Below are 12,405 nucleotides of genomic sequence, written 5' to 3' on the forward strand. Positions count from 1 at the left end.
GGAGGGAACGCAATGACATCATTGAAAATGGCTGTAATCGGCCTGGGTAAGATGGGTTTACATATGATTCATCAAGCGGAGAATACATCAATGGATATACCCGTGGAGATAACTGCGGTGTGTGATGCGAATGAGCAAGGAATGCAGGCTTTTGCATCAACCCATCCATCGGTGAAAACATATCTTGACTACAAACAGCTGCTGGATGAGCAGCAGATTGACCTTGTGTATATTGCTGTACCCCCTAAATATCATTATCCGGTCGTAATGGAAGTGCTGAAGCGTGGGATTCATGTATTCTGCGAGAAACCGCTCGCGAACAGTTTAGACGAAGCACGCAGGATGGTGGAAGCCGCGGAACAAGCTGGCGTGGTTCACGCTATTCATTTCTCGATGCCGCATGAATCTGCCGTGTTAAAGCTGCAAGAGATGGTTAAACAAAGGGCAGTGGGTGACATTCGCAAAATTGACCTGATTCTGCAATTCCCGCAGTGGCCGCGCTCATGGCAGCAGAATGATTGGATTACAAGCCGTGATCAGGGAGGATTTATCCTTGAAGTTGGCATACACTGGATTCATATGATCCAGAATGTATTCGGGCGGCTAAGTGTACTGAACGCTCAAGTGACTTATCCGGCAGATCAACCGAATGCATGTGAACAGGAAGTACAAGCTGTGCTTGAAGTACAGGACGGACCCCGTGTTCATCTGCAGGGGATTTCTCATTTTGCGGGTGAAGAGAGAGTGTCCATGATTGTATATGGCACCGAAGGTACCCTTGCGCTGGAAAACTGGGAGGAACTGATGAGCGGGCAGATCGGACAGCCGCTGTCTCCCGTAGAAGTGCTGGAATCCTCCAGTGAGTTGCCTGTTCTGAAACATGTAATCGCAAGAATTCAGGGCAAACCTGGCAGAATTTATACGTTCCACGATGGTTATGAGGCACAACAAGTACTTGAAGCGCTTCGGAACAGCCAATAAATGAATCTTACTCCGAAAGGAAGCGGTTTGAATATGACAACAAAAAATGTTTTACGTAAACCGGAAGCGATGATTTTTGACATGGATGGCACGCTGTTTCAGACAGAGACCTTGCTTTTGCCTGCCTACCAGCAGTTATTTGATACCTTGCGTGCAGAGGGACATTTTGAAGGAGAAACTCCGCCGGAAGAGCGGATGCTTGGGAGTCTGGGTATGCTGCTTGAAGATATCTGGAAAGTGGTTATGCCTGAGGCATCCGAAGCGGCTCATCGCCGTGCAGATGAATTACTGTTGCAATTGGAGATTGAAGGACTCGATGGAGGCGACTCGAAACTCTATCCCGGTGTGAAAGAAACGCTGGAAGCATTGAAAGCTAAGGGAGTTCGTCTGTTTGTTGCCAGTAACGGTCTCGAGGATTATGTGAAAGGCGTTGCGTTCGCACACGAGATTATGCCGCTGTTTGAAGGGGTATATAGTGCGGGCCAGTACAAAACACCTTCCAAGATCAATTTGGTGCAGATTCTGCTACAGAAACACCGGATTCAGGATGCATGGATGGTAGGGGATCGTTCTTCCGATGTCGAAGCGGGCAAAATGAACAACCAAACTGTCATTGGTTGTGCTTATGCCGGGTTTGGCCGGGACGAGGAGCTTGCCGGATCAGATGCGCTGATCTCCGATTTTGCGGATTTGCTCCGCCTATATGAAGAAGCAGAATGAGCCGGTAACTCGGCTTAATTTTTAATATATCCACCCTTTATCATAAACCTGCCTGGGCGATTTTACGCCTGTGCAGGTTTTTTGGGGGTTGGAGCACGAAGTCACATCCTCCCCTGTAGAAAGTTGATTTCCCTATCCCGCATGTGTCGTAAATCCCACTATACTTTCATTCAAAAGGTATAGGGGGTCCGATTCTGATGAAACCATCCAAACTGAACGCTTACATCTTCATCATCCCAAGTCTCTTTCTTACACTGGTATTCGGAATCTATCCGTTGCTATGGGCTCTCCGTTACATGTTCTATGATTATCAGGGCATTGGAAAGCCGATCTTCATCGGACTTGATAACTTTGCACGGATTATGCGCGATGGACAGTTCTGGGATTCGGTCAAAAATACAGGGGTATATGCACTGGGGAAACTCGTCATCACGATTCCGCTATCCCTGATTCTGGCGATTATCCTGAATCGCAAATGGCGTGGACGCTCTTTGTTCAGAGCGGTTTTCTATCTTCCAACGATTTTCAGTGCATCCGTTATGGCGATTGTCTTCTTCATCATTTTCAATTCATATAACGGCATTCTGAATCAGCTGCTGACGAAGTATCACATCATATCCTCGCCGATTGGCTGGCTGGATGCGAACCATGCGATGCTGACAACGATCATAATTGCCATCTGGGGCGCTGTAGGTAACTACATGTTGTTGTTTATTGCAGGTCTGCAAAGTATTCCTGAAGAGTTATACGAGGCAGCATCACTGGATGGAGCGAGCGAGTTCCAGAAATTGCGCAATGTAACGATTCCATTACTTGGACCTGTGATGCAGATGATTATTATGCTTGCGATCACGACAGCACTTAAAGGATACGAGAGTATTATGGTATTAACCGAGGGGGGACCTTATGGCAAGACAGAGGTCATGTACCTGTACCTGTTTAAACTGTTGTTCCCTGTTTCGGCGGACACGCAATCTTTGCAACAGCTTGGTTACGGAAGTGCAGTCGGATTCACAACAGCTCTCATTGTAGGGGCAGTGACGCTCATTTACTTCCAGATTTCCAAAAAACTTAATGATGTCTACTAATCATGATTAGGAGGGAACGATGATGACTCAAACCGTGCTTGCACCTGCATCTTCGAATTCAAGCTCATTCCGCTGGACTCGCTGGACGAAGCGAACCATCCTCTTTATATTTTTGCTGATCATTGCGATCTTGTCCCTGTTCCCGATCATCCTCGTGTTATTAGGATCGTTCAAAACCAACCAGGAACTTACCGGAGGAGCAACGATCTGGCCGAAGATATGGCAATTTACGAACTATGCTCAGGCGTGGAAGACCGCGAATTTTTCCGGCTTTACGATCAACAGCGTCTTTGTAAGTATTGCTACAACGGTAGGTACACTGCTGGTATCTTCGATGGCAGCTTATGCGGTGGATCGGGTGAACTTTAAAGGCAAAAAGGCGTATACCCTGCTTATGGCCTCCACGTTGTTTATTTCAATTGGTGCAGTTGTACTTAGACCACAATTTGATCTCATGGTCAAGCTCGGTCTGAATAATTCGCTGTGGGGTGTCATCATCATATTAATCAGTGCCCATGCGGCAACCTACTTCATTCTCGTAGGCTTCTTCAAGAGCATCCCCCGTGAACTGGACGAGGCTGCGATGATTGATGGCTGTAACTTCTTTACCACCTACTGGCGGATTATTCTGCCACTTCTGCGTCCGGGTCTGGCTGTGGCGGGATTGGGTGTTTTCCAGAACTCATGGAATGAATATATTCTTCCGTTTGTATTCACGATGAGTAATCCCAAGTTGCAAACCTTGCCGGTTGGTCTCGCGAACCTTCGCTACGGAATTGGGGCTGCAGCTGAGGTGCAATTAATGATGGCTGGGGCTTGTCTGTCCATTTTGCCACTATTAGTCGTATACATTTTTGCGAATAAATCATTCATGCAAGTCACGCTGGGTGCTGTCAAAGGTTAGGTCGGTAAAGCGGAGGAAGAGATATTGGGGGGAACGGTATTCCGTGCAGAATCCGCTGTGCTATACTCTTTTTAATTACAGCGGACAGGGCTAGTCCTTGTTCAAGGAGCGACCGCCTATGATGTCTTATTTCTACAAAATGTCTCTGAAAAAACGAATACAACTTATTTATATTTTTCTTGTTGTTTTGTGTATCAGTGTGACGGGCATTTGCTCTTATCTCTTCGCTGCCAAAAGCATAGAGCGGAACGCTCTTGAATTAAAGAAGAGCATTCTAAACAAATCCGTACAGGTGATGGACGAGCATCTGCGTCATATCGTCGTTTCATCCTACTCGTTCATGCTGAGTGACACATTCACACAGGTGATGCAGGACGTGCGTAATCACAATGATGCTCGTTATTATCAGAATCTCTCTCTGCTCCAGACAACATTTGCCCAGTTGAAGCTGGTAGAGCCGCTGATTGATACCGCATATTTGAAGACACCGATCGGCAATTTTTTCTCGACAAAAGACTTCCCGAATCAAAGCACTGCGTTTGATAACGAATATGGTGAGGTTGTCAAAAAGCCAGGCTGGAATACGATGTGGTTCGGTTCACACTCCACTGCCTTATTTCAGTCCCGGGGTAATGTCCTGTCACTGCTGCTCAAACCGATTGTGATCGACAACCACACCTTCTCAGAGGTATACATGGTCGTTAACATGAGGGAAGCCGCGATGCGGGACATTTTGAATCAGGATCTGATGAACAGCCAGGTACAATTGTTTTTATTGCATAAAAACGGAAGTGAAGTCATTCGTCCGGGGGCAGGAACATTTGACCTGGTAACAGAGCCTGGATTTGCACAACGTTTAAATCGCGGAGCAGGTGATTTCACCTATACGAACGGACAGGGGCAAGACATGCTGGTGAACTACTCGGCTCTATCCATGAATGAGGACTGGGTTATGGTCAGTGTGCAGTCCAAGGCCGATTTGTTATCTCCACTTAAGAAGATCCGCTGGCTGGTCATTCTGATTATGTTGCTTTGCATTTTACTTGCGCTCGGGCTGTCCGACTTGTTATCCTCTGCTCTCTTGAAACCGCTGAACAAATTGCGGCGTCTCATGGTTGAGGTGGAATACAATGACCTGGACGTGCGGTTTCGCAGTAAATATGACGATGAAGTCAGCGCCGTAGGACATCGCTTCAACCGGATGCTGGATCAGATTCAGATTTTGTTTGAAGAGGTACGCGACACGGAACAAGACAAACGGCGGCTGGAAGTGAAGGCGCTTCAAGCCCAGGTTGATCCTCATTTTCTGTACAACACGTTAAATACGATGTTTTGGAAAAGCGAGAGCGGAGAGAAGCAGGATGTCAGCGCCATGATTGTGTCTCTATCCCTGCTGTTCAGGCTTGGTTTGAATGATGGGAAAGACATAACCACCGTAGAGCAGGAGATCAAACACGTCGAGCAATATATGCAGCTGCAGCAGCAATGTTACGAGGACTTGTTTGAATACCGGATTGAAGCGGAGGAGTCGTGCAGGAGTATCGAAATTTTGAAAATTTTGCTCCAGCCGCTGGTTGAAAACGCGATCCTGCACGGTTTTAATGACAAGGAAGATCTGGGACACATTCTCATCCGCATTGATCGTCATGAAGATACAATGCGACTTGCGGTCACGGACAATGGGTGCGGCATGGATGTGGCGAAAGTTCACGCAGAAGAATTAGCTGAGGGCGAACGGAAGGGCTATGCCATATCCAATCTGATGGACCGATTAAGCCTACAGTATGGCGAGCAAGCATCGCTTGTATTCCATAGTGAAATAAATGTGGGGACTACAGTGGTCATCACCATTCCGATTAGCTAGGAGGGAGCGTACGTATGGAGCAACTGACGATGTGTGTTATGGATGATATTCAGGCCGTGGTCAAGGGCATCACTTCCACTATTCCGTGGGAGGATCATGAGGTACGGATTGTCGGCACAGCGAACAATGGGGAGCAGGGCTGGTCCCTTCTGGTTGAACAGCAGCCAGACATTGTGATCACGGATATCAAAATGCCTCGGCTCAGCGGACTCGAACTCATGAAGCGGGCAATGGACGCCGGTCTGAGAACCAAATTTATTTTTATCAGTGGATATTCCGATTTTCAATATGCCCAGGAAGCCATCAAGCTGGGAGCCTTCGATTATCTGCTCAAACCGTTTACCCCTGAAGAAATTTTGGGTGCGGTACTGAAAGTGAGACAGGTCATTGAGAATGAACAGGCGAAGTCGCAGCAACTTCAGAAGCTGAAACAAAAAGCGGTTAGCAGCAGCGAGTACGAACGTCACAGTTATCTTCTGGGTCTGCTACGCCATGAGATTGGTGGGTTCCTGAACGAAAGCCGGTGGGATGAGCTTAACATGGAACTGGATTCCTCCAATCTGAATGTGATGGTCATTGAGGTGGATGGGTATACACGTTACGGCTCAACAATGCATCTGGATGCAGAGATCGTTCCGTTTGCAGTACAGAATATTGTCAGCGAAACATTGAATCGGTATACGAGAAGCATTGTACTGCGTGAGAATCGTTACCGGCTGGCCGCTATATTTAATACATCAGACCAGATCGAGGTATCTGAGCTCATGGAGCAATGCCGTCACAATGTGGAGCAATTTAGCAAAAAGACAATCTCCATTGGTCTGGGTACCATTGCCCGGAGACCACAGGAAATTTGGATGTCCTATGCCAATGCGGATAAGGCGATATCCTACCGTTTTTACAGTGAAGGGAACTGCATTTTCAACTATGCAGAACTGGAGAATCAGGAAGTTGTCGCTCCCGTCTATCCTTTGGAAAAGGAAAAGGAATTATTTTACGCACTGAAATGCGGCAATGAGAGTTCCTGTCACCGAATTATCGATGATATTCTGGGAGTCTGGCAGAACGCCAAAGGTTTCCCCGAACCACTGACGATGATCCGTCTGTTGTCAGGACTCGCGTTTGCGATCTACCGGGCGTTCTGTGATGAGATCACAGAAGAAGAGCGCCTTCGTCTGGAAGCAGATCTGACCGTGCTTGAAGCGATGCGCTCGTTGACCTTTGACGGCTGGGGAGCCTATATCAAACATTTCAGCAGCATGGGCTGCGAGATTATGGACAAGAAACGGCTTACGGATGTCAAACAGGCGATCAGTAAATCCCAAGAGTTTATCAGCATGAATCTGTCTGAAAATCTGACACTGCAGATGTGTGCCCAGTCGGTTCACTTAAGTCCGAGTTACTTTGCCAATGCATTCAAGAAAGAAACCGGCATGACGCTAATCCAATACATTACGAAGCTCAGGATGGAAAAGGCCAAGGAACTGCTGGTTGCGGGCGTGCAGGTGCAGGAAATATGCCAGATGCTGGGGTATGAGGACAGACCGTATTTCAGTGGCCTTTTCAAGAAGTATTGCGGGATGACCCCTACACATTTTCGGCAGATGTATGAGAACGGATAAGACAGAGATCGTCATTTGTCCCACCTTGCATAGTCAGAATGTCCCTCACTTCGACAGAAGTGGAACGTATATCATTACGGTAACGGGGAACCAGACAGGTTGTCCAGACAAGCATAAGGGGGCATTTCAATGGTTAAGAAGTGGATGATGACTACACTTAGTGCTGTGCTTGCATTAACCGTAGCCGGTTGTTCAACAGACAGTGGAACGACAACGGACAGCGGGGCAGCGGCTGGCGGCGGGGAACAGAGCAGTGGGAAAACAAAAGTGATCTATTGGACTCCGGATCGCCACGATGCTGATTTTATGAAATCCAAGATTGATCAGTTTAACCAGACGAACAAAGATAACATCGAAGTGGAAATGACCGTCATGGGTGACAATTATCCGCAGGCCGTCGATATCGCTTTTGCGAGTAAACAAGCTCCCGATGTGTTTCAAATTGACGATTTCCAAACGTATTACCAGAAGGGGTATCTTGCCCCAATCGACGGATATATGAGCGATGCCATGAAGGCAACGTTCAAAGACAGCATGATCGAAAATAAAAACACGATTGATGGAAAAGTCTATACACTTCCGAATACAGGCCAGATCTGGAGACTGGTGTACAATAAAGATATTTTCAAAAAAGCAGGCATTGCTTCTCCGCCTAAAACCATTGCCGAAATGGTAGCGGACGCGAAGAAAATTACGGAAGCAGGAAAAAGCGAAGGCATCTATGGCTTCGCCAGCCCGTTCAAAAGTGGCAGCGGTTTCTGGAGAGCGGCGAATACGATTGCTGGTGCAAGCACGAACGAAGGAATCGACGGTTTTAACTATAAGACGGGTCAGTTTGACTTCAGCATGTACAAGTCCATTGCCGAGGCACTTCGTCAAATGAATCAGGATGGCAGCATGTTGCCGGGTGTGGAAAGCCTGGATATTGACCCACTGAGAGCGCAATTCGCACAAGGCAAAATCGGGATGTACATCAATCACTCCGGTGAGCCGGGCGTCTATAAAGATCAGTTCCCGACGAAAGAAAATTGGGGTGCAGCACCTGTACCAACAGATGATGGTACGATTAAAGGCGCTTCACAAGTCATTGGTGGTTCATATATCGGCATTAATGCCGACTCGAAGAACAAAGAAGCAGCATGGAAGTTCATGGAGTACGTATACAGCACGGATCTGCAAAGCGAGTATTATGAAAAAGGGTACGGTATCTCTCTGATTCCTGCAGTACTCAGCTCGGATAAAAAACCTAGCATTCCAGGCATTGAAGGTTTCTTGCCTAAGAAGTATGACGCGATCTTCCCTGCCAATCCAAGTGTAATTACAGAGAGTTCTCTGGAAGGTATGAAATGGGCTGAAGCATTCTCCGCTTATATATTCACTGGTGGTGATCTGGATGGCGTGATCAAGGATCTGAACACACGGTATAATGCGGCTCTTGAGAAAAGCAAAGCGGCAGGCCTGACTAAAATTGAAGCTGATCCATCCTTTGATTCATCCAAGCTTCAGGGTAAACTGTCCAAAGAAGAGTAAAACCTAAACATGGCGGCCGTCGTATTCATACTTCGGTCGCTTAACGTTACTAAATTTCAAATTATTTTACCTGGGAGAGGGGAATATCCAATGATTATTGACCAGAATTCCGTAAAACCACATATCATTAACGAAACAAGTTCGCGTAAAATTTTGGGTATGGGCGGCACACTAATGATGGTAGAGGTTACGTTCAGCAAAGGGGGGATTGGCGAAGTTCACTCCCACGATGAACACGAACAGGTCAGTTATATTGTAAAGGGCAGTTTTGAGGTTCAGGTGGGCGATGAGACCAAAGTTCTCAAAGCCGGAGACAGCTTTTATGCCGGCTTGAATGTGCCACATGGAGTAAAGGCGCTGGAAGATGCGATCATACTGGACGTGTTCACGCCGTTCCGTCAGGATTTTCTTGAGGCAGACGCATGAGTGATTTTTACCTTTCGGCAGATGAACTACAACAGGCGGCTCTGTACTACCAGGAGCATTTTCCGGAGGAAGCTCGAAATTCAGTGACGATTGCCAATCGGGCTATTCTCAATGAATTTATTGTGCCATATACGAATGATCTGACTAACTGGATTCCACTGGGGACGCCGGTGGACTGGCTTCACAATCCGACCAATGATCTGGAGTTCACTTGGGGCATCAACAGGCACTGGCATATGCTTGATTTAGGTAAAGCTTATCTGATGAAAGGCAACCCGTTATATGTGACTACCTTTATCGATCACTATCGTACATGGCGAGAACAGAATCCGGTGCCTGTTCATCTGGCATATGATGAGGCTGTTTTTTTTCAGAAACCAGGTCCTTGGCGTTTGCTTGAAACCGGTCTACGTGTGCAATCCTGGATTGCCGCGTACAAATATATGGAATCGAGTCCGCAACTGGACGATGCCTTTCGGGCCGAATTTCTGCAAGGACTGGAGGAGCATGCGGAATTCCTGACGCATTATCTCGGCAGTACGGAGATCAATCATGCCATTATGCACATGCAGGGATTGTTTATGATCGCGGCTTTCTACAAGGAGCATCCACGCAGTCCCTTCTGGCGTCAAGTGGCTACCGAACGGCTGGAGCTGTGCCTGCTGCACCAGTTGAATGAAGAGGGCATTCAGGTCGAATTGAACACCCACTATCATAACGCAAGTATTGAGATGTTTGGCACACCGTATCTGCTGGCAGGTATTTCGGGACATCCCTTCTCGGCGTGGTATGGGGAATGTTTACGGAATATGGCCGCATTCACCGAAGCCATGATTAGACCCGATCACCAATCGACAGGCATTGGAGATTCGGACTGGCTTAGTGACGGAAGGCAGCGGTTGACGCTGTTAGGTGCGATTCTGGGAGACGAGAATCTCATGGCTCGCGGGACTGATAGTTCAGAATGTCTCTGGCTGGTGGGCGCTACAAAATATGAGCAATGCATCAGGTTGCAGGCTGTTGCTTCCCGTTCATTGACGAGCCGTACCTTTCCACAGACCGGATATTATGTAATGAGGGATGATCGTCAGTATCTGTTCTTTGATGCAGCCTCGATGGGTGGTGCTCACGGTCATGCGGACGCTTTGAACATCGAATGGATGTGGAATAACCGACTGTTCTTCACGGATACGGGACGTTATACGTACGAAGAAGGTCAGTGGCGTCATTATTTCAAAAGCACACGGGCTCATAATACGATTACCGTAGACGGGACGGATCAGACACCATATGTATCTACACAACAATGGGGTGAGCCTGAGGCAAAAGCGACAACAGACCGCTATGAAAGTCATGGCAACTATCACTTTATGGATGCTTCACAAGATGGATATACACATCTACCCGATCCGGTTAGCCATCGTCGGTGGGTGCTTGCAGGCAAAAGGGTACCTTTGCTTGTGGTGGTGGACTGGCTGGATGCTGAAAAGGCACACACACTGGAACAGCGATTCCATCTGCATCCGGAAGCGAGACTTGTGATACGGAAGGAAGACCAGGCTAAACAGAGAGCAGGCATTCGATTTGATGATAGTTCAGTCAAACTCTGCATGAAGTTTTTGATGGCGGGAGAAGGCAGTGACACATTTGAGGTAACGGAGCAGGTAGGTTGGGTATCGGAAATCTACGGCTCGAAGTCCGAAACAGCTGTTATTCAGGGCCAAGCTGAGTTCTCGGGCAAAGTGGGAGTTGTGGCTATATGCCTGCCGGCTGATGAATCAGAAGAGGCTGTGAAAGTTACGGGGACTGCGCTTGAGCCGGATCAAATGAGGTTCACGCTCTCTTATGAGTATCTTGGCGAGGAAGCCCGGATTGTGATCGACGAACACCAAGTGCACTGGAAGTAACAATAAGCCAAATGTAAATGCTGTAATTGGATCAAAAGATGTGCACCATGCTTAAAGCTAGCGAGGTTGAAGTAGGACTGGAAAAGGATTGAAGGCTCAAAGTATTATTGAACCTTCAATCCTTTTTACTTTGCTCGGCTTGCAGGCTACGCGCTATGTTCAGCGAGTTGGTTTATTTCACCCTCCGTCTGCGCTTGACTCTCGTTGCTTTAGAAGTAACAGGCCTGGGTGAAAGAGGTTTCCTGACTGCTTCGAGAGGACGATTGCGGTACACCCACAAGGCATATTCGAGCGGCTGCGTGATCGCTTTATAATAGATGCTTCGTTCACCAATTCTGGCGAAGACTTCACGGGCTGGTTTGGGATTGACCTCGAGCAGATAGATCTGTCCGCTCTTGTCTATCGCCAAATCGAGTGCAAGCTCGCACAGATCCCCGTACGTATCCTCCAGGAATGAGGCCACATCAATACCAAATTTCTCTGCGGTTGCCGTGACTTCTTCGCGCAGCTCTTCTTCGGGAATCCACTGTTTCATCAAACGTTGCATGGCAACAGCCTGACCGCCGCCATGAAGGTTGGAGGTTACACTTTTCTCTGCGCCCATACGTCCTGCGCATCCTGTAAGTTCCCATTCGCCTTCTCCATTCTTTTGAACCAGCATGCGGTAGTCATGTACCCTTCCGTTTGGAAGCTGGAGCTGAATCCCTTTTTGCACCAAATATTTATCTTTCATGTTCCAATGCTGGAGCAGGGGGCCAAGTCTGGATAAATGAACCTTGCGCGGTGTAATAATGCGACGTTTCTGATCCCGGCCTTGAACAAGCACTGTGCTGGGTTCCTTGATGCTGCGTTCTACGCGCAGAATGCCGCGTCCACCTGTACCGTTGATCGGTTTCAGATAGATGATCGGAGAGGTCTTGAGCATGCGGTTCACATCGGACATGTCCTGAAATAAAATCGTTTCCGGCAAATGCTGCCGAAAGGCGGATTTTTCGGAAAGTGTCTGATGAATGGTCCATTTATTACGCAACGGTCGGTTCAGAAAGAGTAGATGCCCATATTTCTCACGAAAGGCAAGCAGTTGCTGGAAACGGTGATTGCGCTGAATGCGGCATCGGTCAAAGATCAGATCAGGGAATGCTCTCCATTCCCTGGACCAGCCTTTCTTTTCGTCATACACCATCGCTTCAATCTGCCTGCCGCCAGAATGTACATCCGCAGGTGTGAATACATAAATATCGAGTCCCCGTTTGCGCCCCTCAAGAATCATTCGGCGGTAGATGCTTCGTTCTTCCAGAGCACGGTGTTCATTCAGATACAATGTCATAATGCCCAGAACAGGTGAGGACACAAACAATCACCT

Annotated in this window: 10 protein-coding genes; 9 read left to right on the forward strand and 1 reads right to left on the reverse strand. The window is 47.7% G+C overall.

Features of this window, described 5'->3' with window-relative positions:
- The first annotated feature begins 12 nt into the window (after positions 1-12).
- The 9 genes from AC1VYS_RS09560 to AC1VYS_RS09600 all read left to right on the forward strand — a co-directional run bounded on the left by AC1VYS_RS09560 (position 13) and on the right by AC1VYS_RS09600 (position 11,042).
- Entirely contained in the window at positions 13-981 is a 969-nt protein-coding gene (locus AC1VYS_RS09560; protein ID WP_482914042.1) for a Gfo/Idh/MocA family protein, read from the forward strand.
- Positions 982-1,014: 33 nt separating this feature from the next.
- Complete coding sequence (locus tag AC1VYS_RS09565; protein ID WP_482914043.1) at positions 1,015-1,701, forward strand: HAD family hydrolase; 687 nt, start codon at positions 1,015-1,017, stop codon at positions 1,699-1,701.
- A gap of 197 nt (positions 1,702-1,898) precedes the next feature.
- Positions 1,899-2,789: a carbohydrate ABC transporter permease gene (locus AC1VYS_RS09570; RefSeq protein ID WP_482914044.1), complete on the forward strand. Its 891-nt coding sequence runs from the start codon at positions 1,899-1,901 to the stop codon at positions 2,787-2,789.
- A gap of 22 nt (positions 2,790-2,811) precedes the next feature.
- Positions 2,812-3,693, forward strand: coding sequence for a carbohydrate ABC transporter permease (locus tag AC1VYS_RS09575; protein WP_482914045.1), 882 nt, complete (start codon positions 2,812-2,814; stop codon positions 3,691-3,693).
- A 118-nt stretch (positions 3,694-3,811) separates the two neighbouring features.
- A complete protein-coding gene (locus AC1VYS_RS09580; protein WP_482914046.1) occupies positions 3,812-5,557 on the forward strand; it encodes a sensor histidine kinase in 1,746 nt (581 codons plus the stop codon).
- Positions 5,558-5,571: 14 nt separating this feature from the next.
- Positions 5,572-7,179, forward strand: a complete 1,608-nt coding sequence (locus AC1VYS_RS09585) for a response regulator (RefSeq protein WP_482914047.1) — start codon at positions 5,572-5,574, stop codon at positions 7,177-7,179.
- A 129-nt stretch (positions 7,180-7,308) separates the two neighbouring features.
- Positions 7,309-8,709, forward strand: a complete 1,401-nt coding sequence (locus tag AC1VYS_RS09590; protein WP_482914048.1) for an ABC transporter substrate-binding protein — start codon at positions 7,309-7,311, stop codon at positions 8,707-8,709.
- 90 nt (positions 8,710-8,799) lie between these two features.
- Positions 8,800-9,135, forward strand: coding sequence for a cupin domain-containing protein (locus tag AC1VYS_RS09595; protein WP_482914049.1), 336 nt, complete (start codon positions 8,800-8,802; stop codon positions 9,133-9,135).
- A complete protein-coding gene (locus AC1VYS_RS09600; protein WP_482914050.1) occupies positions 9,132-11,042 on the forward strand; it encodes an alginate lyase family protein in 1,911 nt (636 codons plus the stop codon). Before AC1VYS_RS09595 ends, AC1VYS_RS09600 begins: the two co-directional genes overlap by 4 nt.
- Before the next feature lie 172 nt (positions 11,043-11,214).
- On the opposite strand, the gene AC1VYS_RS09605 is transcribed toward AC1VYS_RS09600, so the two are convergent.
- Complete coding sequence (locus AC1VYS_RS09605) at positions 11,215-12,393, reverse strand: YheC/YheD family endospore coat-associated protein (protein WP_482914051.1); 1,179 nt, start codon at positions 12,391-12,393, stop codon at positions 11,215-11,217.
- Between the last annotated feature and the right edge of the window lie 12 nt (positions 12,394-12,405).

Source organism: Paenibacillus sp. G34, from assembly GCF_056856875.1.

What these genes read in the sequence shown, in the direction of transcription:
- AC1VYS_RS09580 (WP_482914046.1), top strand. Translation starts at nt 3,812, where the DNA reads ATGATGTCTTATTTCTACAAAATGTCTCTGAAAAAACGAATACAACTT.
- AC1VYS_RS09575 (WP_482914045.1), top strand. Translation starts at nt 2,812, where the DNA reads ATGACTCAAACCGTGCTTGCACCTGCATCTTCGAATTCAAGCTCATTC.
- AC1VYS_RS09600 (WP_482914050.1), top strand. Translation starts at nt 9,132, where the DNA reads ATGAGTGATTTTTACCTTTCGGCAGATGAACTACAACAGGCGGCTCTG.
- AC1VYS_RS09590 (WP_482914048.1), top strand. Translation starts at nt 7,309, where the DNA reads ATGGTTAAGAAGTGGATGATGACTACACTTAGTGCTGTGCTTGCATTA.
- AC1VYS_RS09595 (WP_482914049.1), top strand. Translation starts at nt 8,800, where the DNA reads ATGATTATTGACCAGAATTCCGTAAAACCACATATCATTAACGAAACA.
- AC1VYS_RS09565 (WP_482914043.1), top strand. Translation starts at nt 1,015, where the DNA reads ATGACAACAAAAAATGTTTTACGTAAACCGGAAGCGATGATTTTTGAC.
- AC1VYS_RS09570 (WP_482914044.1), top strand. Translation starts at nt 1,899, where the DNA reads ATGAAACCATCCAAACTGAACGCTTACATCTTCATCATCCCAAGTCTC.
- AC1VYS_RS09560 (WP_482914042.1), top strand. Translation starts at nt 13, where the DNA reads ATGACATCATTGAAAATGGCTGTAATCGGCCTGGGTAAGATGGGTTTA.
- AC1VYS_RS09585 (WP_482914047.1), top strand. Translation starts at nt 5,572, where the DNA reads ATGGAGCAACTGACGATGTGTGTTATGGATGATATTCAGGCCGTGGTC.